Origin of the sequence: Defluviimonas salinarum (genome assembly GCF_026013545.1) — a bacterium.
In the GTDB taxonomy this organism is placed as follows: Bacteria; Pseudomonadota; Alphaproteobacteria; order Rhodobacterales; family Rhodobacteraceae; genus Albidovulum; species Albidovulum salinarum.
The window spans coordinates 301185-325145 of sequence record NZ_JAPDOG010000001.1 but is presented as its reverse complement, the minus strand read 5'-3'; the positions used below and the strand labels follow the sequence as shown (position 1 = coordinate 325145).

Genomic DNA, 23961 nt, shown 5'->3' with positions numbered 1-23961 from the left:
GATTGGTTCGCCCAAATTGCACCAAAAAAGCCTGGTCGATCAATTCAAGGCTGTATTACAGGATTGTTTCAGATTCTTCACAAATCATGACGTAGCGTCACGCCGGGCAACGCGAATCCGGATGCCGTTCCGCGACCGCACAGTCAGATGCGCGACCGGAACCGGTTCTGCTCTCTCGACCGGGGCGAAGCGCAGGTGCTTTACCAGCAGCGCGAGAATGAGCGGGCCTTCCACCATTGCGAAGCCGGCCCCGGGGCAGACACGCGGCCCGGCCGAGAACGGCAGATACCCGTCGCGCGCCGCGTCGCGCCCCGCCCGGCTTTGCCAGCGATACGGATCGAACTTGTCCGGCTGGTCCCAGATCCGCTCGTGCCGGTGCAGATGCCAGGGCGACAGGACGATCTGCGCGCCGGGTGCGAGCGGGCGGTCGCGAAACCGCTCGGGGCAGCGATTCTCGCGCACCATCATCGGCACGGGCGGATAGAGCCGCAGCGCCTCGCGGAACACGTCCCGCGTGAAGGACAGGCCAGACAGCATTGAAAAGTCTTGCTGATCGCCAACCGCTGCCGCCTCCGCCGCGACCCGGTCCTGGGCATCGGGGCATACCGCGAGCAGGTAGAGCGCCCATGCCAGTGCGGACGCCGAGGTCTCGTGGCCCGCGAGAAAGAAGATCGCGACCTGATCGACCATTTCGGCGGTATCGAAACAGGCACCGGTCTCCGGGTCCGGCGTGGTCATGATCTTGGTGGCGAGATCATCCGGCGCCTCTCCGGCGCGGATCGCGGCCATCCGCTCCTCGGTGAGGCGCGTGATGAGCCGGCGGATCGCCCGCGCGGAGGCCCGCGTCCGGCCCCCGTGAAAGCGCGGCAGCAATGCAGGCAGCGGCAGGAAAGCGGCAAGGTTCAACAGCGGCTGGGCCCGCTGGTAGCCGCGGAACTCGCGAAAGACCTCGGCGGCGAGCCGGTTCTCGATCGGGATCGAGAAGAGCGTGCGGAAGATCACGTCGGCGGCGGCATGGCTCATCTCCTCCTCGATCTCGACCTCCGTTCCTGCGCGGGCGATGAGACGGTCCCGTGCCGCGAGTGCCGCCGCGTGCATGGCCGGGAACGTCTCCTTCAGGCGACCACGCTCGAAGGCGGGGTCGATGATCCGCCGCTGCGCCTCCCACTCAGCGCCGTTTGTGACAAAGACCGAGCGGCCGAGGAGCGGCGCGAGCCCCTCGCGCACCCGGTCGGATTTCGGGAAGTCGCCCGGCCGTTCCTTCAGCACCAGATCGACGAGGGCGGGATCGTTGCACAGATACGAGCGGAAGAAAGGGGTACGGAACTCGGCCATCCAGGCGCGGTAGAGCCGCGCCGGCTGGGCCGAGAGGATATCGGCGCGAAAGAGCCGCAGGTAGCGCCAGAGCGAGACCTTGTCGGGGCGCGCAACAGGTTTCGGCGGGATCATGCGACGTCCCGGAAGCGGTTGAGCGGCACCTCGATCCGGCTTTTCGACGGCGACCGGTCCCGGAACCGGGAGGCAAGCGTCCTCGGGCCGGCGGTGATCTGGAAGTAGTCATAGTCGCGCGGCCGGTCGAAGGCGCAGAGATACTGGAAATGCAGCCGGAAGAAGCGCCAGCGCAGCGCCCGCCAGCGCTCGGGGCTCAAGGTCTGGGTGAAGGCGGCCGAGATCACCAGCGGCCAGCGCTTGCCCTCCGGGGCCACGCCGCAGACGCTGACCGGATCGCAGAGCGCGAAGGCGCAGCCGTCGCCGGGTGCAGTGACGTCGACCCAGGTCAGCTCGTCGCGGGCCGAGAGAAAGGCGAGATCGCCGCGCAGCCGCCGCGCGCGTGGGAGGAAGGCCGCCATCGGCACGACATGACCGAGCGACAGGAAGCCGAGCGCCGGGCCGTTCGCGGCCACCCTGCCCGCCCGGATAACGTCGGCAAGGACCGAGACCGCGAGATGCGCGCCCGAGGAATGCCCGACGACCAACACCTCGTCCCAGTCCTCGGCAAGTGCCGCAGAGATGCGTTCGCCGAACTCCGCGAGCCTGACTTCCAGCGCCTCGGGCACCGCTCCGCCGTCCTGCGCGGTGAACGCGTAGTCGTGCATCAGGTAATATGCGTAGATTCGCCCGTCCGCCTTGCGAAAGCGCCAGAGCACTGCCCAGACGAGCGCCGGCATGGCGAGCCAGCCGATGCTGGCAGGCAGTCCGGCCGCCGCGAAAACCGTCGCGCAGAGCCAGGCGCCGCCCCAACCGGCGAGGAGCGCGAGCGCGAGCTGCGCGAGAAGCGCCACCACCGGGAAGAGCGCCGCGATGCTCGGACCCTTCCTCAGCCGCACGAGGCGAAAGATGGCGCCGGAGCCGACATAGGCCCGGACCGTCCGCGCCAGTTGAAGATAGGTCGCGAGGATTCCGTGGCTCATCGACTCGCGCACGATGTCGGACCAGACCAGAACCTCGATCTCCGCCGCGACCTCGTGACCCTCGGTCGTCGCCGCGACCTTCCAGCCGTGTCCTTGCCCGGCTTTCCCCGCCAGCGCGATGTCGTAACCGCTGATCGCCGCCTGGGCCGCGCTCTCGGTCCGGTAGAGCTCTCGGTAGCGCCGGGGATGAAAGGGATCATAGCCGGGTACATAGAACACCCGCCGCCGCCTCACCCGATCCGGGTCCCTGCCCTGCATGCCGCCGCCTGCCTCCTGCTCCCGCGCGATGCTAGCGAAGAACGCGGCGGGACACAAAGCCCCGCGCCCCCGGCGCTCAGAGGTCCTGGCCGGCCAGAACCGCACCCGCCGCCTGGCCGAGCTGGCGCGAGACGTCGACGAAGACGGCGTTGTATCCGGCGAACAGCGCCCGGTTCAGATCCTGCCCGGGCTTACTGCGCGAGAACGCGATATAGTCGGCCATCTCAGCGTCAGTGAGCGGCGCGTAGGCCATCGCGAGATAGGAGTGGATCCAGACGTCCGTCTCCTCCCGGATCGCGTCTTCCTGGGCCCAGACCTCCGAGATGATCTCGGCCTCGCCCATCTCGGCACCGAGCGCGCCAGCATCGCCAAGCCCGCGGTAGAAGGCGAAGTTCGCGTTCAGCCCCCCGGAGACATTAGTCTCCACGAGGTCGTTGACCTCGACGAACTCCTCGACGAGCGACAGCCGCGGATCGCGCTCGGCGCGCATCTCCTCGAGCTTGAGGCGACTCGCATCCTCGACCGCCTCATCGAGCAGCGCCCGGCGCGCTGAGATCTCGAGCGTTGTCACCCGGCGCCCGAGATCGGAGGAGAAGAAGTCCAGCATCGCGCCGATGTCGACCGGCTGGCGCGTCAGCTCGGCTTCGAAGGCGGCGTTGAAGTCGGGGAGCATGCGATCGGGCGCGTATATATTTTCGACCGCGTCCGCCCATTGCCGGCCGCCGGATCCGGGGAACATATCCTCCTCGAGGTGCCGGCCGTAGGCGTGGCCTTCGTCGCTCATCACCGCGAAGACCTCGGTGAGTCGCAGCACCTCCTCGAGGGAGGCGGCGTCTCCCTCCGACGCGACCGCCGGAGCGGCAAGCAATGCGACGGACAGAATCGGTGCGAGAAGGCGGCGGAGCATGGCGGTACCTTGGTCGGGCAATGGACAACACCTAGTCGCGATGCGTTGCGCTGCCAAGCGGTAGCAGCAGAACTTTTGATGGCGACGCGGCATCTTGGCTCGACTGAAAAAAACGGGTTGCGCATGTCGTCGCCGACAGATAAATCCCGCCTCCACGACGACCCCCGATGCGGAGAGGTGCCGGAGCGGTCGAACGGGGCGGTCTCGAAAACCGTTGTGGGTGTGAGCCCACCCAGGGTTCGAATCCCTGTCTCTCCGCCACTTTTGTTATCAAGTCATTGATAATATTGGAAAAAATGGCGAACTCCATTTCGCACCAGCCAAAGCAACTGCCAACCCCAAAATGATACCTTTCACTGGGCGCCCTTCTTCCGCTCCGCGGCGACTTCCTTGGCGAGGTTGACCATATCAGCAAGCACCACGACGTCAGGGCTTTCGGCGAGCTCCCGCAAAAGCGCACGCCGCTTCGGCCCGTGGGGCAGGTCCACTATTTTGCAGAGCTTCTGAAAGACGCGGGCGAACGGGGTGTCGGAGAAATCGTCTTCGATCATTGCTCGCCCCTCTTTTCGAATTCGTCTATCCCCTGCTTGTGCGTCATGAACGGAACGGAGACGGTGTCATTCTTGCGGAGGTCACTCTCATTTACGCGCTCGAAGTCCGCCGTCTCGAGGTTGGACGCCAGGTCGTTCGCACAATCCAGCGCAATCAGTATCAAGGCGGTGCGAGCGTCTTCACTGCCGCCCTTGGCGTCGAGAAAGTTGAGTGCGTCCATCAGGCCGGCCCGCACCACCGCATCATGAACACAGGATGTGAGTTTCACAGTCATTGCGTTTTCCTCTTCACAAGGGTTACACAAAACGTGCAACCTTGCACTATATACGCACGTTGCACTAATAGAGCAAGGTTGAAAAATGACGCCATCTCAGTGTCGGGCCGCGCGCGCCCTCGTCTCAATGTCGCAGGATCAGCTTGCGGACGCTTCCGGCGTCGCCAAGCGCACGATTGCGAGCTTCGAAATGGAACAGCGCCGACCGTATGAGCGAACACTTGACGCCATCCGCGCCGCACTAGAGGCTGCGGGCGTCGAGTTCATCCCTGAGAACGGCGGCGGCGCGGGCGTGAGGTTGCGGAAGTGACGATTTCAACCGACTGGCTCGCACTTGGCATATCGCTGGTAGCACTGGTAGCTTCAGTGTTCGCCCTCCTGCAAACGGCCAGATATCGGCGCGGAGACCGATCGGTCTACGCAAGAAGGCTTACCGGCATCCTCGGCGCAAAGATTGAATCGATTTTGGAACGGGCCGAGAAGTCAAAAAGGGACTGGCTTGCCGTCCTCAATGTGACGAGCAGTATTCATTCCGGCCAAAGGATCGAGATTGAGAACAAACTGAATCAGGCGCGGGAAGATGCCGAGTCGTTGCGGAACAGGCTGGCAACTGCCTCTGAGAATCTTTCGAATGCTTCGAACGCCGAGCTTGACCTACGCTTAGCGGAGCTTCACGCACTAGATACCGAAGTCGATAGGGTTGTGTCGCAGGTTCAAGGATCCGAGAACCGCCGCCAAGAGAAACTCGAGCGACATCAAAGCAATCTTGATTCGTTCAGGCGGCAGTAAGGTCTATTCCTCGTCGGGAAGTTCGATGACGTCTCTCACCGATTTGATACGATAGGCTACGGGCTTGCCCGACCGCATTTGAACATTCACATCAACGAAGAACCCGAGTTTGTAGATGTTCCGATCGCCGTCGAGCATCTCGGATTTGATCCGCTCCTTCGCTAATTCAGAAGCGTAAACGACAGCCAGAGGCTTTGGTGATATGTCCTCGATGATTCCCTTCTCACCTGTCTTATCGCTATCCCGCCTGTTCGACTGATAGAACGTCAAAAGCTTGTTTTCATGGTCAAAGTCCGTAACCGACGCAATTTCCTTGTATTGCGCATCAATTTCCATGATGGCTGCCTGGGCCTGACGCGTATCAAACTCCAAAGAGAACTCAGTGATCTTCTCAGTCTTTCGATAGCGGATTGCGCTGACCGTCGCTTTTCCGTCCGGGTCATTTGCAACTGCCGCGACGGTATCGACAATCTGCGTGAGTTCGGATTTTGTCGCCCCCTCTAGGCGTCCGCCTGGGCGCTGAAAGCCAGCTATCTTGTCTGAGATGGATTTGACGAAGCCAGTGATGATCTGGCTGTGGTCCATGACGGTGATCAGGGTATTGTAGGCTAGCGGGATGAGTTCCGCCTCAATAGACCCCTTGCGAACTTCTTTAACATAGATCTTGACTTCGCCCTCAAGGTCGGGCCGAGCGGTGCGAAGGTGTCGCTCGAACTGCGAGCCAAGACCTGAGAAAGCAGAGACGAAATCAGAGATTTCGACCGGCTCCGACAGGTCAAGATTGAAAACGATTGCGATGCCTTCTTCACTCATAAGGCGAGCATACGGGTGAAAATTCATTTGTCATCACCCCCAAAGCGAATGCCCGCCACCCGTGGTTTGGCTGACACACAGCGCAAGACGAACCTAGTTATGTCGTGGCGTTGACTCGTTGTGCCCCACTTCCGGTGATCTGAAAAACATAGGGAACACTGTGGCACCAACGATTGCGTTGAGAGAAGCCGCCCCCCCGTTTGCGGTGCGTGCAAAATCAGAAAAACGCCGCTTCATCAATCTATTCCTCTGCCGGACGACTTGGGGCGAAGGGTTTCAAGTAGCGCCTGCAAAGTCGAAAGATCGTCGGACCCGCGTTGCTCGCACACGGAGCGCTGTTGTGCCTGACCAATCGAAGCGTCGCGGATAAGACTTCGCCGCTCCGACCGCGGTACGCCGCATTGCGCAAGCAAAGAATCGAGACGCCGGCGCGCGTTGATCTCGGGGTGCGCGCGCGCCTTCGTTTTGTCCGAGGTCAACCCGTCAACGATGGCATCCGCGAAACCAAACGCGACTGCCTCCGATGCGCTGAGGTAGGTTTCAGCATCGAGCAGCCTCTCGATCTCGCGTCGATTTAGACCAGTTCGGGCCGAGAAGATTTCAATCTGAGCCCCGTCGATCTTCTCGAGGATACCAATCGACGCACTGAGATCGTGGCGATTTCCAATCACCATTCCCCACGAGTTGTGCACCATCATGAAGGATGCTCGCGACATGGTGATCTTGTCGCCGGACATCGCGATGTACGCGGCAGCGCTAGCGGCGATGCCCATAATCTCGACATGGATCCTTTCGGGATGCTTGCGCAGCTCATTGTAGATCGCGAAGCCTTCAAATACGCTGCCTCCCGGGGAATTGATCTTCACGGTAATCGGACCGGGATCGGCGGATGCGAGCGCGGATGCGACCCGTTTTGCCGTACACCCCTCCCCCGACCAATCGCATTCTCCGATCACGTCGTAGACCTCGATCGTATTGAGCCCGCCATCACTGGCGACGGGCAATTCCGACCACCGGGCAAGCGCGTCAGACGGCACGTCCCAACGAAACCCGGCAGGCTGCTTAAGAGCCTTGATCTCTGGCAGATTTCTCAGCGTCATGGTGATCTCCTAATCCTTCGTTGCGATCGCCCCGCATGGCTGAGACCAAGCGGGGCGATGTTTCGTCAGGGCTCGGTTCCGAAGACGATCGCCTTGAGCGCTTCGCTATCCGAGAGCGCGCCGCCAACGCGCTTGTACGCGTAGAAGATCACGTTCGGCTTGTTCGTGTAGGGATCGCGCAACAGCCGGATCCCCGGCTTCTCCACGATCAGGTAAGCCGAACTGAAATCGCCAAACCAGATCGCGCTGGCGTCGGCGCCAATGTCCGGGACATACTCGTCGATCTCGACAGGATATCCGAGAAGCAACGGCGGTTGACCGGCTGCCAATGCATCGGCCCAGAGGAACCTGCCAACCGAATCCTTGAACTTTCGTACAACTCCAGCCGTTTTCGAGTTCATGACCCACTTTCCGGCCCCGCGGAACTGCGCTTGCAGGCTGTAGATCGTGTCGACAAGAATGTCCGCCGGATCGCTGGCCGCGAAGTCACCAGAAACGCCGGTGTAGTGAGCCTGGATAGTTCCGAACGGCCGCGTGTCATCGTCTGCCGACGACATCGGATAGGTCGTGATGCCGCGCGGCTTGTTCACGCCGTCACCGATCATGAACGCTTCACCCGACTTCCGGCCAAGCTTGTCGGCAATACGCTCCGACAGCCAGGCGCCAAGATCGTATAGTGAGTCGTCAAGGAGTCGCTGCGTGATGGTCTGAGATGAGTAGACCTCGTTGGCGTACACCGACAGCAAGCGAAACTTCGCTGTTGGCGTTGCCGGCCGTGACTCCCGCTCTCCGACCCAATCCGCGCCGGGCTCCCCGATATCCATCGGCTCTTCAAAGCTGTCGCCCGTATCGATATCTACCCGCCGCGCAAGACGCGCGAGAGCGGACTGCGCAAACTGTCGAACACGGATCGTCTCCGAGACCGCCGGGAACACCGTGGCGCCACCATCAGGCAGCGAGTCTCCCGAAAGTGCCGCGCGAAACTCTCCCGTCCGGCCAAACTCCGCGAGAGCCCGGTGCTCCGCCGCAACGTCAGAGACTTCCGTCGGCAAGCCGCCACCGCCGAGGCGGAGCGCCGCAAGGCTGCCCTGCAGCGACCTCACATCCGAGCTGAGTGTCCTGATCTCCGCTTCCTGATTGCCGCGGATTTCGGCGATCTCCGAATTGATCTGCGCGACGATGGAAACGACGTCGCTATTGGCCCCCGCCGCGAGAAGGCCGCGCCGCCGGGTCGGCTTGGTAGCAGGAATATTCATGAAAGCGTGATGCGTCATCGCTCACTCTCCTGGTTCACCCAGATGGGCAGTTGTGGATTTGGTGGACAAAGACGCAGCGTCATGCATGCGCGGCGCTCGGCCGATCGCCGAGCCTGGCTCAATCGCGCAGCGCTAGGCGTACAAGATCGAGCCGGGATGAAAGGATAGCGCGTAGCATATCCTGCCATCATGAAGATCGTAGCCACCAGGTATTGCGATGTCAATTTGGTCTTTGCTCCACAAGCAGAGGCCGCTCGATCTCATCCGCCACGTACCTCAACCATTCGACGGCCATTGCGCGCCCGTTCTGCTCCCGCGCGATTTCGGCTCCGATCGAACAGAATGCAGAGGCGATCTGGCGAGGTGTGAAGCCTGCTTCCTGTAGCATCCCCGCAGCCTTTCGCAGGTTGTTCACCATCTTGACCTCCTTAGGAGTCAACTCGTCTTCTACCGACGCCTCGATCTCTTTACTCATGTTCAGGTTCTCCTTTGCTGGTTTCAGGCGCTTGCCGTCTCGGGCCTAGGCCGTGCGGGTTCCAATGAGGCGAGGTAAAAAAATACCTCTTTAGCGTGGATATCGAGATGCCGAGACGTTTCGATATTCCCACTTGCGTAAAGCCCTGCCTTAGCATCGCATCAACAACCCATTGTTTTTGTGTTGTTTTATCAAATGATGGGCGACCTCGCCCTCGGCGCGGCGGGATCACGTCGGGTGGGAATAGCTCCATCTGTCCTGCAGAACGCTCAGCCATGCCCGGATTTCCCCTGCCGTGAGAAAAAAATCCGCACGTGAGAGGACCGCGGGTCTAGCGGCGACCGACCTTCAAACTTTTGACCCACCCCCCTCACCGCTGATCCTCCCAGGGCGGAAAGCCGGGCCGCGCACAGTGTCGAGCTAGCTCATCCAGCATGCATCTCTCGGCGCGCCGTCGATCGGGGATCGTGCGGCCCTCAACGTCCAGGTATCGCAGGCAGTAGGTCGCGCTCGCCGCCGCATCCAGCCCCACCGCCAACCAGGGAAAGCCCGTGATCTCCTGTGCCGCAGGTTGGCGTGGGAATGCGCTCGCGGCATCCACCGTCAGCCGCAGCACCTGCGCTTGGCCACGCGCCCGCATCATGCGCGCAAAGCCGCGCTCTAGGGCCTGCACGGCACGCGGATCCTTCACCGCCCGCAGCTGGCCTTGCCTGTCGTAGTCGAGACAGCATAGCGCCAACGTGCGCGCGACCTGATCGGCCTTCGCCGCCATCCTGCGCCACTGGGATCGGTTCAACCCTGTCAGCATCTCGGCAGCACCCGCGAAACCGATGTAACCGTTGTTACCCATTTTCCTGATTGCCCCCATACGCGCGCGCGCACACGTAAGAGACATACGGAAATTCCGGTTACATGCGTTACACGGTTACGCCGTGTCATAAGTCCACCTCTCGCAGTGCAATTCCGCGCCAAACCTTTGCCACCTTGCCGTTGACGCGCTCGGGCCCGTTCTCGAGCCCTTGACGCCGCAGTCGAGCTCCGAGTGCCTTCGCAGTCCCTGGGCGCTCGCCAGCCGCTTCCGCAAACACTTTCCACGACGCGAAGAGCTGAGACGCAGGCGTAGCGTCCCCTGTGCCGCCTAGGAGGCACTTTTCCGAAAGCCATTCCCCAAACAGGTCCATGTCGGAGAAGTAACTGTCCGTTGCAGCGCGGATCGCCGCCGGTCGCGGCAAGCCCTCCTCCTGCCATTCCAGACAGCCGCGGATAGCCCACTGCAGGATCTGTGGCGCCTCGGCCCAGAGTTTTTCCTCGAGGTCCGGATCGGGGCGCGCCGGAGTCCGCGTGAAGGGCACGATCAGGAACCGACGGCGTATCGCCGGGTCGACGTTGCGGAGCATCGGTTGATGATTGCCGCTCAGGATCAACTTGAACTGCGGCCGGAAGGTGAAGTTGTCCTGCCGCATGAACCGCGCCGTGATCGGATCCCCACCTGTCAGCGACTTGATGCGTGGCTCGTCCCAAGAACGACCCTCCTGCGTCTCGCTTGCGGTCACCAGACGCGCCCCTGCGAGCATTGCGAGCTCAGTCAGGTGCCGTTCACCGCGCGCAGCGACGAACGTATCCATCGCTGACGTCACGCCGTACTCGCCGAGCATCCGCGTCACGATGTTCAGGAACACGGACTTCCCATTGCCACCCGGTCCGAAGAAAAACACGAGCACATGCTCAGAGGTTCGGCCCGTCAAGATGTAGCCGATCAGCACCTGGAAGAAGCGCAGCATGTCATCATCGCCCCCGCTGGCCTCGAGCAGGAATTGAATGAAGCGTGGGCAGGGACCGTCTTTCGGAGCGACGCCGGCTTTTCGAGTGATCAGAGCGGTCGGGTCTGGAGGTCGTTGCCGCCCTGTCTCCAGGTCGACGTAGCAGCCTGAGCAGGAGAGGATCATCGGATTGGCGTCAAGCATGTCCGCGGTGACAGCGACGCGAGTGTCGGTCCTCGCCAGGCGCTCCACACCTGAGACGAACGCGGCCTTTCGCGCAGATCGCCGCTCGTTGCCCTTGCTCTCGGCCGACGCGGCCCGGACAACGCGCTTGATCATCTCCATGCAGAGACCCGTCTCGTCGCGCCGCCAACGATCGCTGTCCCAGGCCAGCCAATGCCCCGCAGTGCAGTTGTACCGAAGCCGGTCATGGAACGCGTTGACAAAGGCGTCCGCCACGCTGACCTCAGTCAGGTCGACAGCGCCGAACGTAGCGGTGCCGGCCGCCATCTCATCTGGCAGGTCAACATACTCTGCCCGACCCATCAGGCTGCGAACCTCTTCGAGACTCACCGCGCGACCTCCCGAAATGGCGGTTCGAGCAGCTCGACGGCATGCGTCTCGCGCGACCAGTGGAAATCGGTCCGGATCGGCGCTGCAGTATCCTGCACGCCCGAATCCTGCCCCTCTGCCTCGTCTGCGGGATTCTCGCCCATCTCGTCAGCTGGCTGCATTGTCAGGCCTTCACCTCGGCCTTGGCCTTTTCCCAGGCTTCGATATCAGCCAGCTTCCAACGGGTTACGTTAGCCGACAGCTTCACGGGTTGCGGAAAGCCCTCGACGGATTTCGCCAGTCGCCACGGAGTGACGCGGTGAACGCCCCACCTCTCGGCGATCTGCTTGTCGGAGATGTAAGTCATCGACGCATCCTTTCGCTTCCGGATGCGTCCGTTATCACTCCGTAACGCCTTGATGTCTAAAGACATTACTAGGGGTCATGCGCCCCCTACTTTTGTCCAACGGCCCGATTGATCCATTTTTCGAGCGCCTGGCGGCTATGTTCGCCGTGCACTCCGAGCGCCTTGATCAGATTGGCGAATTTCGAACAGTCGACATCAGACAAGGCGTGCCAAATTTCGTTGGCTAGCATCCGCCGCGACTCTGCTTCAGTCGGGATCTCGCGTAATTCTGGCGCCGCACGCTCTACGATTACGAGCGCATTCAAGATGCGGATATATGCTTCCTTCAGCATCTTGTTGGTATGCGGGGTGGCGACTAAGCCCTGCTGGCGTCCATAATGATCGCTTGCCTCGCGCAAAAACTCTCCGTGCTTCTTGGCGCGATCAATTCGCTTCAAAGCCTCTTCCAGATCTCGCACAACGCTGGACTGGCGCGCCGACCAACTTTTGGCATCATCCTTTTTCGCGGAGGCCTTGGAAGCGTTCAGATCGTCGCGGCGCCGCCCCCACTTGGCGAAGGCCTGGTTAATGCTGCGCCATGCTTCATCTGAAACTGCCGAGCCCAGAACGATCTCGACCTCTGATCGCGGAATGGGGCACTGCTCCACGAAACCGCTGAGCGCCCGTGATGCGGTCTTGATCCTGCTCACCGCAGCCCCTCCATGCTGATCACGATCGGCGCCGCCTCGCCACGCAGGAACCGGCCCCATGCCGCCATCATGGCCCGGCGCTTCTCGACCATATCCCCACGCCGGTACGCACGTTCGACTTCGCTGCCGATGTTGTGGGCCAGCGCCATTTCTGCCATGTCGCGCGGATAGTCAGTCCTCTCGGCCGCCCAGTCTCGGAACGTCGAGCGCAGTCCGTGCGGCACCGCCGCGCGACCGGAGCGCGCGTCGACGTATCCCGTCTGTCCTGCCGCGACTTCAGCCTCGTGAATGCGTTTCATCGCCGCCGACAGGCTCATATCACTTAGCACGCCACCGCGCGCCGCGGGAAAGACGAAGTCACTGCCCGCCATTTTCGGTAGTCGGCACAGGAGCTCGACCGCCGCATCAGTTAGCGGTACGCGGTGTTCGCGCGCCGCCTTCATCCGTTCCTTTGGAACAACCCATAGACGGCCTTGCAGGTCTATCTCGTTCCATGTCGCGCCGCGAACCTCGCCGGAGCGCGCCGCTGTCAGAGCGGCGAATTCCAGCGCCCGAGTCGCCATTCCGGATCGCTTGCGAAGATCCGCGAACCATCGCGCCGCGTCGGCGAGCGCTAACGCCGGGTGATTGTCGCCGCGCGCCACCTTCCCGGGCTTAGGCAGTATTGCGTCTAGGTTGCCCTTCCATCGAGCCGGATTGTCGCCCGTCCGATGCCCGGCGACGGTCGCCCAGGCCAAAACATTCTCGATCCGCCCCCGCAGCCGCGATGCCGTCTCGGTCTTTTCGGTCCATATTGGTTGCAGGGTGCGAAGAATGTCGTGCACGTCGATCTCATGCACGAGCATGTCGCCGATCGCCGGGCCGGCGTACATGTCGAGAGTCGACCGCCACTGCTTCCGGTGCTTCTCGTTGCGGAACTCATCGAGCTTGCCAGCGAGGAACTTGTCGACGGCCTCGGAGAATGTCAGCCCGCGCTTCTGCGCCGCCACCAGCGCCGCCCGGGTCGCCTTGCGCTGCTCCACCGGGTCGACGCCCTGACGGATCGCGTCCCGTGCGTCGCGGGCCCGCTCTCGGGCCATGGCGAGCGTCACGTCGGGATAGCCCCCAAGACCGATCCAGCGCCGCCTGTCGCCCACCGTCGCCCGCAGGAGCCATGACTTTGCGCCGCTCGGCGTTACCTGCAACATGAGCCCGGAAACGCCCCCGACGGCAAAGGAGACCGGATTATCGCCGCCCGGATGCGCGAGGCGCTTGACCTCGATCGGCGTCAGTTCCTTGGCCTGCCTCGGCATCTGTTCCCCGAAAAGTTCGAATCCGATCTTTTTCTACCTGCCATCCTATAGGCCAAAAGAAATAGCATTGGAGGGCAAGGCTAGCAACGCCCTGCAACATGCCATTTGCAACTTATTGCATTATTTCAGATATTTCCGAACGGCGGGCAACGCGCTGCAACAGCGCGTTGCCCGTCTGTCTCTCCGCCATATCACCTAAATATCTCTATTAAATTCAATGAATTGCCCCTGACCGGCTGCATTCAATCCGCCATTTTGACCGCCATTTTAATTCCGCATGACCTTGGACGCGGCGATAAAATGTTGCGGGTTATGCTCGCCCAATTCCCGCACCGGTCCCAAGCCAGCAGGTCACAGGGATTGACCCCACCCCCGGTAGTCCATAGTCACCCCGCCACTGATTTCCTCTGATTGTTTTGGCCATGCCTGCAAACCGTGCCCGTCAGCCTTGCGGACAAAGCGGACCTTGACGGTCCAGGTCTGCACGGAACCTCGCCATGATGGTCCAACCACGCACGGGCGGCATGGGCGCTCGGGGTCAAATGAAGCAGCCGGACTTGCCAGATATGCCAGGCCGTGAAATCGTCGGCCCATGGATGATCCTGCTTCAGTCCTTGCACCCGCGGGTCGGGAATATCGTGGTTCGACCACCGATCCTTTGCGTTGGACGACCTGGAGCCCAAGAAAAGGCGACATCCTTGTCTGCACGCCGCCCAAGTGTGGAACGACCTGGACACAAACCATGCTTGCGATGCTTGTCAATGGCAGTGCGGATCTGCCGGACAAGGTACCGGTGCTGTCTCCGTGGGTTGACGCGGACCTTGGGGTTTCCGCCGATGAAGTGGCGACGACGCTGGCGGCACAAAAGCAGCGGCGGGTGGTGAAGACGCATACACCGGCAGATGGGTTTCCGATCTGGGAGGGTGTAAAAGTCATTGCTGTATACCGACACCCACTGGATATCTTCTTTTCCCTACGCAAACACGAAGCCAACAAAAGAGTTGTCACGCCGGATCACCCGATGAGCTTGCCTGTCCCGGATTCCATCCGTCGGTTTATCAATGATCCAGTGGACCCGGACGATTTTGACAAAGACACATTGGCGTCCTTGACGCTGCACTATTCCGAAACGGTCCTTTCAGGACGCTATCCAAACCTGGACGTCTTTCACTATTCGGACATGTTGCGCGACGGTCACCGCACTGTGCAACATCTGGCCAAGGCTGCTGGCATTGAGGCCAGCGCAGAATTGATTGATCAGGTCGCAGCAGCCACGGTTTTCGGGGCCATGAAGGCTAGAGCAGTCGACTATGCTCCCGTGGGCGGTACCGGCTACTGGAAATCCGACGCCGGATTTTTCGACTCCGGTAGCTCTGGCAAGTGGGAAGGCCAGCTCTCGCCAGCAGAGATCGACCTTTTCAATACACGCCTTGCTGAACTTGTGCCCGACGAAAAGGCGCGAACTTGGCTGCTCGCGGGCGGCAGTTAGAGAGAACAGCCGACTCGGTTGCTCTGAGCTCGGCGTGGTCAATGACGCGGTCGAAAACTGGTAATCGCACTTCCAGTGATCATGTGTCCGATGAAACGTCCGCTCCGGGCTCGAAGCGGACCAACACGGTTTCGAGACATGGCCATTATTCTGGTGCTGCCCGCTCGGCCCGCCATCGCGCCCAGCGCAATCGTTGGGCCTCGGCAATCCGGGCCACCCCCTTCGATGGTCTCGGCCCCGTGCTCTTGCCCCCGTGGAACCGGCATCGCTTCCGGCCCGGCTCAGACTTCGCCCGGCACGGCGTGCCTTTGCGCGTCTTGGCGCCGCAGATGACGCGGCGGTTGACCATCCGGCGCAGCCGTCGCCGCAGCGCCCCCGCGAAATAATGGTCTATGGCGGCAAGCTCCGCCTCGCGGTCTAAGACCCCATATCGCGCGCGTGCTTAGTGGTGCGGGGAAATGCGCCAGCCGAACGCCCGCGCGATTGCCTGGACGGCATGGGCGAGTGGATCGATTTCCGCTTGCCCTTCCCAATACTGCACCGAGCGATGATGCAGCCCGGCGCGGCGGGCCAGGTCGCGCTGCTCCATCCGCGTTCAAGCCGTTCCCGTTTCAAGTCATCGCCTGTCATGCGTGCCTCGCCTTTGCATTGAACCTCGCCCGCTCTGCCTATGGCTAGATGTAGATATGTCCCAACTATCCGGACAGGCTCGCGGCCGAATTGGCCGAAAGCGTGCGGAAATCTCGGACGGTTGAGCCGCCAGAAGCCCCGTTGACGCTGTCACCGTCCGAAATTTCGAGGCGGGTCGTGCGGGACTTTCGGACGGGGTTCTGTTTTTCCTCCTGCCAGCGCATGAACGATTTGGTCGCGGGTTTGCCATCCCGCGTCGGTTCCTCCTCCAACGCCCACTTCGCCGCCTTGCCGATGCCGGACGGGCCGAGGTGCCCGCCCTCCGTCAACCGGATGAAGCCGCGCGCGATCAGGTCTCGGAACGCGGCGTGCGCCGTGTCCTTGCTCACGTTGAGCGCCCGCGCGGCGCCTCGCACCGAGAGGAAGATGTCGCCGTTGTTCGCGCCGTTGAAGCGGCGGCGAAGCTCGATGTAGAGCGCGCGCGGCGTCGGCTTCATCGTCGCCCATCGGTCAGTGTCCCTGCGGAGGCTGAATCACGTCGCAGATCCAAGATCAATGGGTCCTGACCCAAACGTGGACATATGCGCAGTTGCGGATTACAGAACTTGGTCTTGAACAATTGCCGTCAATTCGCTCAAGGAAAACGGCTTCGGTAGGAACACCGAGTTCGGAATTCGCTCCCTTGTTTCGGTCAGGCTCTCTTCCGAGTAGCCGGAAACGAACACGACCCGTGTGTTCGGTCGCGCCTTCAGAGCCTCCCGTACCCATGTCGGACCATCCAAACCCGGCATGATCACGTCCGTAACAAAGACATCGACTGCGAGCGTTTCATCCTCGAGCGTTTTGAGGGCGTCTTCAGCGCTCTCTGCCTCGATCACGGTATAGCCACGCATCCGAAGTGCCCGGCTGGCAAACGCGCGCACGGGCGCTTCATCCTCCACCAGGAGAACGACACCTTCCCCCGATTGCGAACGGCGACGTGGAGTGGGTGTCAGCTCCGTCGCCGCAACCTCCACCTCCTCTGCCTCGAGAGCAGGAAAGTAGAGCGTGAACGTCGAACCCTGCCCCACCACGCTGTCGCAGAAAATGTATCCTCCGGTCTGCTTGACGATTCCATAGGCTGTAGAGAGACCTAGACCGGTTCCTTCGCCCTGCCGTTTCGTCGTGTAGAAAGGCTCGAAGATCTTCTGCAGCTTGTCGGGGGCGATCCCGACACCGGCGTCGGTCACCCGCACCGCGACGTAGTCGCCCGGAGGAATGGTGGCGCGGTCCCGCTGGAACTCATCGATGATCGTCTGCATCTCGGTTTCAATCCGGATCTCGCCGCCGTCCGGCATCGCGTCCCGGGCGTTCACGACAAGGTTCATGATCACTTGCTCAAGCTGCCGCTTGTCCGCACGGATCGTACTCAACGATGGGTCGTGAATCAGGCTCAGGTGGATCCGCTCGCCGACAAGACGGTTGAGCAGATGCGCGAGGTCGGACAATGCGTCGCGCAGGTCGATCACCTGCGGCTTAAGTGTCTGCTTGCGGGAAAAAGCGAGAAGCTGACCGACGAGACTCGCCGCGCGGTTCGCGTTCTGATTGATCTGAACCAGATCCGCATAGTCGGGGTCGCTCCGATCGTGGCGCAGAAGCAGCAGGTCGCAATGCCCCGATATCGCCGTCAGCAGGTTGTTGAAATCATGCGCCACGCCGCCTGCGAGCTGGCCGATCGCCTGCATCTTCTGGCTTTGGACAAATTGTGCCTCAAGCGTCTTCAACTGTGTAGCGTCCGACAGCACCGCCACCAGCGCCGGGCGTCCGTCCTCGATGGTCCGCGTGAGCGTCACTTGCAGGTAGACATCAGCGTCGGCATTCCGCACGCGCAAGACCTCCGGTCGCCGGTCGGCGCGCCCCGCCAGAGCGTCGGCGAGCCAGTCGTCGACGGGGCGTCCCAGTCCTTCAAGCAGAGCGGCAAATCCGGTTCCCGGCGCGATCTCGCCCAGGAGATCGCGGGCTTCCCGGTTGGCCTCTCGCAATTCCCCCGCCGCGCTCAAACGCAGGAGCGCGACCGGGACGGTCTCGAAGGCCGTCGGATCACTGGTTAACGACGGGGTCCCGTCCGACGCCGGAAGCAGGTAGATCTCGCGCCGCCCCCCGGCGCTCTCGATCTGCGCGGCGACCGCGCGGATCGGGCCTTCGGCGCCGGCGACCACATGCTCCTGCCCCGGGCGCACGGGCAGGTCGCTGAAGATCCTGTCGATCGTCTTGACCCTGTCACCGAGCAGCCGCCGCAGCGCGTCGTTCATGAAAAGAACCGTCCCGCTCTTCGATACCGTCATCATCGGCAGGCTGATCGTTTCCGCACCCCGACCGCCGACCAATCGCTCGGCCATGTCTTCGAGCCGCCACAGGAACGCCCCCTCGCCGATCCGATGTACGGCGAGACGCACATGCCCCCGCCGGGTCACCAGATCCTCGCGCGCCGAACCGAGAGCCTCGGCCCGGTTCTGCATCCGGTGCAGGAGCGCGGCGGGGTTTGCGATGACCTCGCCGAGGGTTCGGGTCAAGGACTGGCCGCCGCGGCTACCGAACCGTTCCAGCGCGGCACCGTTCTGCGTGCCGATCTCGCCGTCGCCGTCGGTGGTGAAGCTTGGCGAGGCGTCGTTGGCAATGAAATCGGCGATCTGCTGATGCAGGTCAGACCGGGCATGGCCGTGACGCAGCGCAAGGCCGCCGATCAGGGCGGAAAGCGCGGCGAAAGCGCCTGCGGCGGAAATGACGGCGATACCCGCGACGTGATCGGCGACGAGCCAGGCGATGACGGACGACAGTGCGGCAGCGGCGACAAGATACGCGTTGCGCGGCGCAAGCCGCAGCGCCGTGCGGGTCAGCGGATGCGGAGAGAGCGCCCGATGCGACACAAGCGTGACTCCTTTCAGATTCGGTTCCCGCAATTGGGGTCCGAAATGCTTAAGTCGCAATTAATCGGCACAGAACACAACCATTAAGTGTGTTTTGTTGCCCTCAGTCGCGCATTAGCAAGGCGCCGAAAAACCCGTCGCTGTCGTCCAGTGGCGAATAGAGACGGTTCGTGACCAGCCGCCATCCGGGCGTGCGGGCGAGGAATGCGGCGACCTGCGCCCGGTTCTCTGCGCCCAGCAACGAGCAGGTCATGTAGGCCAGCGATCCGCCGGGCGCGACATGGCGGGCGGCGGTGTCGAATATCCGGGCCTGAAGGCCGACAAGCTCCGCAAGCCGATCCGGCCCAAGCGTCCACTTCGCCTCAGGCGCCCGGCGCCAGGTTCCACTGCCGCTGCAAGGCACGTCGATCAGCACGAGGTCGAACGCGCCGGTCGCGAGCTGCGCGCTGTCGCGGATCTCGATCCTCGCACCGGCGCGGCGGGCGCGCAGCGGCAGATCCCGCATCCGGGAGGGGGCGGCGTCATGGGCGACGTAGTGCCCGCGATTGCGCGCCGCCATCGCGAGCGACTTGCCGCCACCGCCGGCGCAGAAGTCGAGAACGCGCATCCCCGGCTTGAGCGGAAGCGCCTCGACGGCCGCTTGCGGGGCCGCGTCCTGTAATTCCACAAGGCCGTCGGAATAGGCACCTGAATTGCGGATTTTCTGCGCGTTTCCAGTCACTTTCAGCGCATGGTTCGCAAGCGGATGCGGGATACTCTCGATCCCTTCGCGTGCCAGAGCCTCACGAATCTCGGCGCGGCTGCCGCGGGCCGCGTTGGCGCGGAGGATCACAGGCGCGCGGTGGCGCATCGCTTGCATCACTTGCGCGAAATCCTCGCCGAGCGCATCGCGGAGCGCGGGCGCGAGCCAGTCCGGGCAGTCGAGTGCCACGAGCTCCGCCAGTGCTTCGTAGGATGGGGCCGAGGCGAGGTTGGCCGCTTCCTCCGCACTGAGCGGAGCCGGTGCGTAGCCGTCGCCGGAGAACACTTCACCGACCGGTCGTCCCTCGGCCCTGAGCGCGCCGATCATCAGCGCCCGGCCGCTTTCGGCGCCCCCGGACAGGGCCACGAAGGACCGCCGGCAACGCAGCGCGTCGAAAACCTGATCGCGGATGGCAGCACGGTCACCGGAACCGGCGAAACGGTTCGCCCGCGCCCAGCCCGTCAGCGCCTGCTCGGCCGCCGCACCGCCAAGGATGCGGTCGAGGATCTCGATCGCCGCGCCGATCCGGGCCGCAGGGGTCATCGCCGTCCATCCGCTTCGCTGTGGGACCGCCGCTCGAACGGTGTGCCCTGGAAAATGCCACGGCCGCAGGCTCGGGCCGTCGCGCCGCATCGGCGCGGGCGCAACCTATCGCGGTGCTCGGCCGGAGGGAAGCCGCGCCGGCCCGACGGTGCACAGCGGGCGGTCATCGACGTGTGGTGCGCCGAACCGGGATCCGCAATCCCAACAGGCTCGCGGTCGCGAAGCCCATTCTATCCATGAGGGAGAGGCAGACGCTGTCCCTGATGTCAGAGATCCCGGACCCTGTCGGCTCGAAGCGGGCAGCAAAGATAGACGCCGAACTCCCGGCCGATATCGGCGCTCACACGGGCATGGACGCGCCCCTGCCGGTCGAGGAATCGCTGCTCGTCCTCCACCGGAAACACGCCTTCGTGCCAGATGCCGGCATGGATGTAGATGCCCTTGGAGCCGTCGCCCCAGAAGGCGACGACCTTCTCGGGCGAGAGGTTGTCGCCGGGCAAGGCCGCGGGCACGATGAACGGCTTGCGGTCCAGGGGATAGAAGAGCTGCCCGCCGTCGGGATGGTAGTTCATGTGCCACAGCAGCACCTGGTCCCGCGCGGCCGTCCGCCGGTCGGTCCGCGCCTGTTGCGGATCGGCCGACCAGCCGAGGACGTAGTGCCCGTTCACGGCCTCGTTCTCGCCGTAGAGCACGTCGCCCCGCCAGTCGCATCTGAACGTGCCCTCGACATACCCGCCCTCGTCGCCGGTGCCCTCGTCGATCGGCCGCCAGCCCTGCTGCGGCCAGCGGGTGATCCCGATCTCGAAATCGTCGGGATCATCGACGAGGCAGCCGTAGCCCCTGAGCGAGACGTCGGTCGCCCGGATGAGCGGCACTTCGTGCCAGGGCAGCGAGGGCTTGCTCGACGCTTCGAAGATGTACTCGGGCTTGCTCACGCCCCGGCTCCGCAATGGGCATCGACGATGCGCTGCACCATCGGCGCGAAGTGACGGAAGGGCGGCGTCGCCATGTCCGCCCGCTTGCCCGCCTCGTCGAGATAGCGGACCTGGATGATCTGCTTCAGGTTCGGGTTCTTCTCGAACTCGGCGACCTCCTCGGGGCTCATCGGGCCGCCCTGAAGGTTCAGCGAGTGGATTGAAGCCTCCGACAGGCGCTTGAAATACTCCGGCTTCGTCGCGCAGAGATAGCGCTTGGCGGCGACGTGGTAGCGGACGCAATCGGTCACGACGGTCGGGAAGAACTGCTCCAGCACCTTCGCGCCGGCCTCCTCGTGGTAGCGGTCCTCGGTGTCCTCCATCGTGAAGGTACCGAATTCGCTGGTGAAATGGCCGATATCGTGAAGGAGTGCGGAGACGATGATGATCTCGTCCTGGCCGTTCTCCTCGGCTATCGTCGCGCCCTGCAGCATGTGCTCGGCCATCGTCACCGGCTCGCCGAGATACTCCTCGCCGCCGCGGCGCTCGAAGATGTCCTCGAGGAACGCGACGATGTTCGCAGGCGTGAGCGTGGAGAAATCCGGCCGGGTCATTCGGCGGCCTCCGCGAACGAGCCGCTGAGTGCGGCGAGCTTCGACAGGAGCCCGTCCTTGTCGGCGTAGCAGCCCTGAAGCCAGCGGGTTCCGGTGCCGGAATAACCCTTGCGGGCATGGAGGACGCGGGTGTTGTCCACCACGAAGCTCTCACCGGGATTGAGCCGGAAGGTCACCTCCATCGTCGGGTCGTCGATGATCTCGCCGAAGCGGCGATAGGCGGCGTAATAGGTTTCCATCTCGTCGAAAGGCACGTCGGTGATCGCGGCGGTGGAGCGGTTGTTGAAGCGCACCGCGACCAGCTCGCCATCCGGTGCAAGCTCGATCATCGGTCGGCGCGAGCGCAGCACGACGCCCTCGGAGCCGGCATATTCGAACCGGGCGCAATGGCGCGAGAGGACGTCGAACCAGTCGGGGTTCTCCGCCTTCAGCCTCTCGGCCGCACGGAAGCCGTCGACGACCATGTTCTCGCCGCCCGCAGCCGAGCTTTCGAGGCAGTAGAGCACCTGCACCGAGGGCACCGGATCGCGGTACGGGTTGTCGGTATGGGCCTGCAGCCCGAGCCCGGTATAGGCGAGATTGGTCGGGTTGACCTCGGTCCGGACCTCGAAATGGCGGCCGTAATTGGTCTCGCGCACATAGCCGAAGAGATCGACCACGTCGAAGAGCGCGCCGTCACGAACCGGGCCGTTCGTGAGCTTGCCGAAGCCATAGCGCGCGACTTGGGCGAGCCAGCCGCGCAGGGCGGCGGGGTCGGATTTCACGACGGCGAAGTCTGCGACCGGAACGGCGCTCATCAGGCCGCTGTCCCAGGTCTCGATCCGCGGCGCGGCCCGGCCCCTGCCCTGCGCATGGGCGCGGTCATAGGCATGAGCAAGAAGCCAGGCGATGTCGTAATCGACCGTCTTGCCCTCGGGCGTGAAGGTCACGCGCAGCTTGTTGCCCGCGACCTCGGCCGATGCGATCGCCGTGTCGGCGGGAATGTCGCGGAGCGCGATCAGCCGCTGGCCATTGCCCGGCGAGCGGGTCTCGGGATCCCAGGCGTTGTCCCTGAGCCAGATCGCGTGGAAGCGGACGGGGGCGGTGGTGCCAGCGGACAGCGCGATGGAACGCGCGTCGGCGGCAATGGTGACGTCATACATGGCGAAGCTCTCTCGTGTTCGCGGGGAGTGTTTCCGCTGGCACTGTCCCCGGTTTCATGCATAAACACAATTAAGCTGTTTCCGCACCAAGGGAACGTTTTCGTTATGCCTTCTGCCGCGCTCGACAACTTGCCGCTGGAATGGATCCGCGCCTTCGAAGCCGCCGGACGCTCCGGCAGCTTCACCGCCGCAGCTCAGGAAACTGGCCTCACGCAGGCGGCGATCAGCCAGCGCATCGGCCATCTCGAGGAGCGGATCGGCGCGCGGCTCTTCACCCGCAAGCCGCGCGGCGTGGCGCTGACCGTCGAGGGCGAGGCCTGGCTGCCCTATGTCACCAATGCGCTGACCATGCTCCGGCAGAGCTCCGACGATCTCTTCGGCGTGCGCCACCGCAAGATCGTGATCCTGGCCAGCGCCTCAGTGATCCAGCTCTGGCTCGCGCCCCGCCTCGCGGCGCTCGATCCCGGCGCGCGGCTCGATATCTCGTTCTCGACCATGATCCTGCAATCCGATTTCGACGAGCAGGACGCAACGGTCGAGATCCGCTACGGCGACGGCAACTGGCCCGACCGCTACCGGGTCCGGCTCTTCGCAGAGAGCCTGAGCCCGGTCGCCGCGCCCGCGCTCGCGACCGGGGAATCGTGGCATGACCTGCCGAAGATCGCCCTCTCAGGCCCGCGCTCCGGCTGGCAGGAATGGGCGCGCCAGACCGGCGATCCGGCGACACCGGTGCCGACGCTCCGGTTCGACAGCCACGCGGCGGCGCTGGCGGCCGCCGGCTGCGGCCTCGGCGTGCTGCTGGCCTCGCTGCCGCTCGCTGCCGAGGCGCTCGCGGCCGGGCGGATCGTGCGGTTGAGCGAGCGGACGCTCGCGCCGCGGGAAAGCTACTGGATGACCGCCAGCAAGAGCGCCATCAGCAAGCGCCAGTGGGAGAGCCTCGCGACGGCGTTCGGAAAACCCGGCTAGCCGACGAACTACCCCGCCATTCGGACCGTGCAAAGGAAAAGGGGGCCAGCTGGCCCCCAGTTTCGCCGTCCAGGCTCATGATTGATACCGCTCGGTTTTTTGCCTGCGTCCTGAACGTCGGTGAGGGGCGAGCGCACCCGCCCCGGAAGAGAGTGGGAAGGGCTTATCCGCCCCCCCCTATTTGAGCCTATCCCTTCGGAGGATAGGGGTCGTCTCCATACGTGTTGCGCTCACGAATTCGACCGTTGCGACCCTGGAGAAAGGCCTCTCCGCCAGTCTCCCGAGCACGTTCGCGGGTATAATCCCAAGCTTCCTGTTGGGTATCAAAGACTCGGGAAGCTCGCTCGCCTCCCTCCCTTTGCGCTTCCCAGCGCCCATCGTCTCGGGGCGACGTCCAGAAGTTGTCTTTGTTGGGCATATCCCAACTCCTCTTGTTCACAGGTTAGTCCAATTTGCTGTGGACATCCCTGTTGGTAAGTCAGCACACCATTGAACCCGTCACCCGAACGTTGTCTTTGGT

General features: G+C 63.2%; 28 protein-coding genes and 1 tRNA gene. 5 read left to right on the top strand and 24 right to left on the bottom strand.

All coding sequences use genetic code 11. The annotated features are described in order from the left end of the window. Window positions 1-84: 84 nt before the first annotated feature. From OM960_RS01620 to OM960_RS01610, 3 genes are all read right to left on the bottom strand, one after another. Window positions 85-1449, bottom strand: coding sequence for a cytochrome P450 (locus OM960_RS01620; protein ID WP_264770856.1), 1365 nt, complete (start codon window positions 1447-1449; stop codon window positions 85-87). Beyond that, window positions 1446-2669 (bottom strand): hypothetical protein, encoded by a 1224-nt coding sequence (locus OM960_RS01615; RefSeq protein ID WP_264770855.1) that lies wholly within the window; start codon window positions 2667-2669, stop codon window positions 1446-1448. The genes OM960_RS01620 and OM960_RS01615 overlap by 4 nt, the downstream gene beginning before the upstream one ends. Before the next feature lie 76 nt (window positions 2670-2745). Then, a complete protein-coding gene (locus OM960_RS01610) occupies window positions 2746-3576 on the bottom strand; it encodes a DUF2059 domain-containing protein (RefSeq protein ID WP_264770854.1) in 831 nt (276 codons plus the stop codon). A 171-nt stretch (window positions 3577-3747) separates the two neighbouring features. Between OM960_RS01610 and OM960_RS01605 the strand changes: the two genes are divergently transcribed. Continuing rightward, window positions 3748-3837 (top strand) — tRNA-Ser (locus OM960_RS01605). Between the two features lie 92 nt (window positions 3838-3929). Here OM960_RS01605 and OM960_RS01600 read toward each other — a convergent pair. After that, complete coding sequence (locus tag OM960_RS01600) at window positions 3930-4127, bottom strand: hypothetical protein (RefSeq protein ID WP_264770853.1); 198 nt, start codon at window positions 4125-4127, stop codon at window positions 3930-3932. Next, on the bottom strand, window positions 4124-4402 hold the full coding sequence (locus OM960_RS01595; RefSeq protein ID WP_264770852.1) for a hypothetical protein: 279 nt from the start codon (window positions 4400-4402) through the stop codon (window positions 4124-4126). Before OM960_RS01595 ends, OM960_RS01600 begins: the two co-directional genes overlap by 4 nt. An 85-nt stretch (window positions 4403-4487) precedes the next feature. Between OM960_RS01595 and OM960_RS01590 the strand changes: the two genes are divergently transcribed. Both OM960_RS01590 and OM960_RS01585 read left to right on the top strand, forming a co-directional pair. After that, window positions 4488-4712: a helix-turn-helix domain-containing protein gene (locus tag OM960_RS01590; protein WP_264770851.1), complete on the top strand. Its 225-nt coding sequence runs from the start codon at window positions 4488-4490 to the stop codon at window positions 4710-4712. Beyond that, entirely contained in the window at window positions 4709-5191 is a 483-nt protein-coding gene (locus OM960_RS01585; protein ID WP_264770850.1) for a hypothetical protein, read from the top strand. The genes OM960_RS01590 and OM960_RS01585 overlap by 4 nt, the downstream gene beginning before the upstream one ends. Before the next feature lie 3 nt (window positions 5192-5194). Here OM960_RS01585 and OM960_RS01580 read toward each other — a convergent pair whose 3' ends face one another. The 10 genes from OM960_RS01580 to OM960_RS01535 form a co-directional block, all read right to left on the bottom strand. After that, window positions 5195-6004: a hypothetical protein gene (locus OM960_RS01580; protein WP_264770849.1), complete on the bottom strand. Its 810-nt coding sequence runs from the start codon at window positions 6002-6004 to the stop codon at window positions 5195-5197. Between the two features lie 236 nt (window positions 6005-6240). Further along, on the bottom strand, window positions 6241-7104 hold the full coding sequence (locus OM960_RS01575) for a head maturation protease, ClpP-related (protein ID WP_264770848.1): 864 nt from the start codon (window positions 7102-7104) through the stop codon (window positions 6241-6243). Between the two features lie 65 nt (window positions 7105-7169). Continuing rightward, window positions 7170-8378, bottom strand: coding sequence for a phage major capsid protein (locus OM960_RS01570; RefSeq protein ID WP_264770847.1), 1209 nt, complete (start codon window positions 8376-8378; stop codon window positions 7170-7172). A 202-nt stretch (window positions 8379-8580) separates the two neighbouring features. After that, complete coding sequence (locus OM960_RS01565) at window positions 8581-8835, bottom strand: hypothetical protein (protein WP_264770846.1); 255 nt, start codon at window positions 8833-8835, stop codon at window positions 8581-8583. Between the two features lie 370 nt (window positions 8836-9205). Further along, window positions 9206-9685 carry a hypothetical protein gene (locus OM960_RS01560; RefSeq protein ID WP_264770845.1) on the bottom strand — a complete coding sequence of 160 codons (480 nt, stop codon included), beginning with the start codon at window positions 9683-9685 and terminating at the stop codon, window positions 9206-9208. A gap of 85 nt (window positions 9686-9770) precedes the next feature. Beyond that, window positions 9771-11168: a phage/plasmid primase, P4 family gene (locus tag OM960_RS01555; RefSeq protein ID WP_264770844.1), complete on the bottom strand. Its 1398-nt coding sequence runs from the start codon at window positions 11166-11168 to the stop codon at window positions 9771-9773. Then, window positions 11165-11329 (bottom strand): hypothetical protein, encoded by a 165-nt coding sequence (locus OM960_RS01550; protein ID WP_264770843.1) that lies wholly within the window; start codon window positions 11327-11329, stop codon window positions 11165-11167. The genes OM960_RS01555 and OM960_RS01550 overlap by 4 nt, the downstream gene beginning before the upstream one ends. A gap of 2 nt (window positions 11330-11331) precedes the next feature. Continuing rightward, window positions 11332-11514, bottom strand: coding sequence for a helix-turn-helix transcriptional regulator (locus OM960_RS01545; RefSeq protein WP_264770842.1), 183 nt, complete (start codon window positions 11512-11514; stop codon window positions 11332-11334). A gap of 86 nt (window positions 11515-11600) precedes the next feature. After that, entirely contained in the window at window positions 11601-12203 is a 603-nt protein-coding gene (locus OM960_RS01540; RefSeq protein WP_264770841.1) for a hypothetical protein, read from the bottom strand. After that, window positions 12200-13495, bottom strand: a complete 1296-nt coding sequence (locus OM960_RS01535; RefSeq protein ID WP_264770840.1) for a tyrosine-type recombinase/integrase — start codon at window positions 13493-13495, stop codon at window positions 12200-12202. Before OM960_RS01535 ends, OM960_RS01540 begins: the two co-directional genes overlap by 4 nt. Window positions 13496-14087: 592 nt before the next feature. On the opposite strand from OM960_RS01535, the gene OM960_RS01530 reads away from it, so the two are divergent. Then, a complete protein-coding gene (locus OM960_RS01530; protein WP_264770839.1) occupies window positions 14088-14984 on the top strand; it encodes a sulfotransferase domain-containing protein in 897 nt (298 codons plus the stop codon). A 145-nt stretch (window positions 14985-15129) separates the two neighbouring features. On the opposite strand, the gene OM960_RS25400 is transcribed toward OM960_RS01530, so the two are convergent. The 8 genes from OM960_RS25400 to tmpA all read right to left on the bottom strand — a co-directional run bounded on the left by OM960_RS25400 (window position 15130) and on the right by tmpA (window position 22475). Further along, on the bottom strand, window positions 15130-15333 hold the full coding sequence (locus OM960_RS25400) for an HGGxSTG domain-containing protein (RefSeq protein ID WP_290428495.1): 204 nt from the start codon (window positions 15331-15333) through the stop codon (window positions 15130-15132). A 93-nt stretch (window positions 15334-15426) separates the two neighbouring features. Further along, window positions 15427-15573 (bottom strand): helix-turn-helix domain-containing protein, encoded by a 147-nt coding sequence (locus tag OM960_RS01525; protein ID WP_264770838.1) that lies wholly within the window; start codon window positions 15571-15573, stop codon window positions 15427-15429. A 106-nt stretch (window positions 15574-15679) separates the two neighbouring features. Further along, window positions 15680-16111 (bottom strand): helix-turn-helix domain-containing protein, encoded by a 432-nt coding sequence (locus OM960_RS01520; protein ID WP_264770837.1) that lies wholly within the window; start codon window positions 16109-16111, stop codon window positions 15680-15682. Between the two features lie 99 nt (window positions 16112-16210). Next, entirely contained in the window at window positions 16211-18520 is a 2310-nt protein-coding gene (locus tag OM960_RS01515) for an ATP-binding protein (RefSeq protein ID WP_264770836.1), read from the bottom strand. A 103-nt stretch (window positions 18521-18623) separates the two neighbouring features. After that, on the bottom strand, window positions 18624-19805 hold the full coding sequence (locus OM960_RS01510) for an RsmB/NOP family class I SAM-dependent RNA methyltransferase (RefSeq protein WP_264770835.1): 1182 nt from the start codon (window positions 19803-19805) through the stop codon (window positions 18624-18626). Window positions 19806-20071: 266 nt separating this feature from the next. Continuing rightward, complete coding sequence (locus tag OM960_RS01505) at window positions 20072-20740, bottom strand: ureidoglycolate lyase (RefSeq protein ID WP_263332529.1); 669 nt, start codon at window positions 20738-20740, stop codon at window positions 20072-20074. Next, window positions 20737-21333, bottom strand: coding sequence for a (R)-1-hydroxy-2-trimethylaminoethylphosphonate oxygenase (gene tmpB, locus OM960_RS01500; protein WP_263332527.1), 597 nt, complete (start codon window positions 21331-21333; stop codon window positions 20737-20739). Before tmpB ends, OM960_RS01505 begins: the two co-directional genes overlap by 4 nt. Next, complete coding sequence (gene tmpA, locus OM960_RS01495; protein WP_264770834.1) at window positions 21330-22475, bottom strand: 2-trimethylaminoethylphosphonate dioxygenase; 1146 nt, start codon at window positions 22473-22475, stop codon at window positions 21330-21332. The genes tmpB and tmpA overlap by 4 nt, the downstream gene beginning before the upstream one ends. Before the next feature lie 105 nt (window positions 22476-22580). Between tmpA and OM960_RS01490 the strand changes: the two genes are divergently transcribed. Then, window positions 22581-23441 carry a LysR family transcriptional regulator gene (locus tag OM960_RS01490; protein WP_264770833.1) on the top strand — a complete coding sequence of 287 codons (861 nt, stop codon included), beginning with the start codon at window positions 22581-22583 and terminating at the stop codon, window positions 23439-23441. 187 nt (window positions 23442-23628) lie between these two features. Here OM960_RS01490 and OM960_RS01485 read toward each other — a convergent pair whose 3' ends face one another. Then, window positions 23629-23859 carry a DUF2188 domain-containing protein gene (locus OM960_RS01485; RefSeq protein WP_264770832.1) on the bottom strand — a complete coding sequence of 77 codons (231 nt, stop codon included), beginning with the start codon at window positions 23857-23859 and terminating at the stop codon, window positions 23629-23631. Between the last annotated feature and the right edge of the window lie 102 nt (window positions 23860-23961).

Excerpts from the sequence above, each read along its gene's own strand:
- OM960_RS01580 (WP_264770849.1), bottom strand. The coding sequence starts at position 6,004 with ATGAGTGAAGAAGGCATCGCAATCGTTTTCAATCTTGACCTGTCGGAG.
- OM960_RS01595 (WP_264770852.1), bottom strand. The coding sequence starts at position 4,402 with ATGACTGTGAAACTCACATCCTGTGTTCATGATGCGGTGGTGCGGGCC.
- OM960_RS01525 (WP_264770838.1), bottom strand. The coding sequence starts at position 15,573 with ATGGAGCAGCGCGACCTGGCCCGCCGCGCCGGGCTGCATCATCGCTCG.
- OM960_RS01615 (WP_264770855.1), bottom strand. The coding sequence starts at position 2,669 with ATGCAGGGCAGGGACCCGGATCGGGTGAGGCGGCGGCGGGTGTTCTAT.
- OM960_RS01550 (WP_264770843.1), bottom strand. The coding sequence starts at position 11,329 with ATGCAGCCAGCTGACGAGATGGGCGAGAATCCCGCAGACGAGGCAGAG.
- OM960_RS01485 (WP_264770832.1), bottom strand. The coding sequence starts at position 23,859 with ATGCCCAACAAAGACAACTTCTGGACGTCGCCCCGAGACGATGGGCGC.
- OM960_RS01620 (WP_264770856.1), bottom strand. The coding sequence starts at position 1,449 with ATGATCCCGCCGAAACCTGTTGCGCGCCCCGACAAGGTCTCGCTCTGG.
- OM960_RS01510 (WP_264770835.1), bottom strand. The coding sequence starts at position 19,805 with ATGACCCCTGCGGCCCGGATCGGCGCGGCGATCGAGATCCTCGACCGC.
- OM960_RS01600 (WP_264770853.1), bottom strand. The coding sequence starts at position 4,127 with ATGATCGAAGACGATTTCTCCGACACCCCGTTCGCCCGCGTCTTTCAG.
- OM960_RS01610 (WP_264770854.1), bottom strand. The coding sequence starts at position 3,576 with ATGCTCCGCCGCCTTCTCGCACCGATTCTGTCCGTCGCATTGCTTGCC.
- OM960_RS01520 (WP_264770837.1), bottom strand. The coding sequence starts at position 16,111 with ATGAAGCCGACGCCGCGCGCGCTCTACATCGAGCTTCGCCGCCGCTTC.
- OM960_RS01535 (WP_264770840.1), bottom strand. The coding sequence starts at position 13,495 with ATGCCGAGGCAGGCCAAGGAACTGACGCCGATCGAGGTCAAGCGCCTC.
- OM960_RS01545 (WP_264770842.1), bottom strand. The coding sequence starts at position 11,514 with ATGACTTACATCTCCGACAAGCAGATCGCCGAGAGGTGGGGCGTTCAC.
- tmpA (WP_264770834.1), bottom strand. The coding sequence starts at position 22,475 with ATGTATGACGTCACCATTGCCGCCGACGCGCGTTCCATCGCGCTGTCC.
- OM960_RS01570 (WP_264770847.1), bottom strand. The coding sequence starts at position 8,378 with ATGACGCATCACGCTTTCATGAATATTCCTGCTACCAAGCCGACCCGG.
- OM960_RS01590 (WP_264770851.1), top strand. The coding sequence starts at position 4,488 with ATGACGCCATCTCAGTGTCGGGCCGCGCGCGCCCTCGTCTCAATGTCG.
- OM960_RS01565 (WP_264770846.1), bottom strand. The coding sequence starts at position 8,835 with ATGAGTAAAGAGATCGAGGCGTCGGTAGAAGACGAGTTGACTCCTAAG.
- OM960_RS01530 (WP_264770839.1), top strand. The coding sequence starts at position 14,088 with ATGGATGATCCTGCTTCAGTCCTTGCACCCGCGGGTCGGGAATATCGT.
- tmpB (WP_263332527.1), bottom strand. The coding sequence starts at position 21,333 with ATGACCCGGCCGGATTTCTCCACGCTCACGCCTGCGAACATCGTCGCG.
- OM960_RS01560 (WP_264770845.1), bottom strand. The coding sequence starts at position 9,685 with ATGGGTAACAACGGTTACATCGGTTTCGCGGGTGCTGCCGAGATGCTG.
- OM960_RS01575 (WP_264770848.1), bottom strand. The coding sequence starts at position 7,104 with ATGACGCTGAGAAATCTGCCAGAGATCAAGGCTCTTAAGCAGCCTGCC.
- OM960_RS25400 (WP_290428495.1), bottom strand. The coding sequence starts at position 15,333 with ATGGTCAACCGCCGCGTCATCTGCGGCGCCAAGACGCGCAAAGGCACG.
- OM960_RS01490 (WP_264770833.1), top strand. The coding sequence starts at position 22,581 with ATGCCTTCTGCCGCGCTCGACAACTTGCCGCTGGAATGGATCCGCGCC.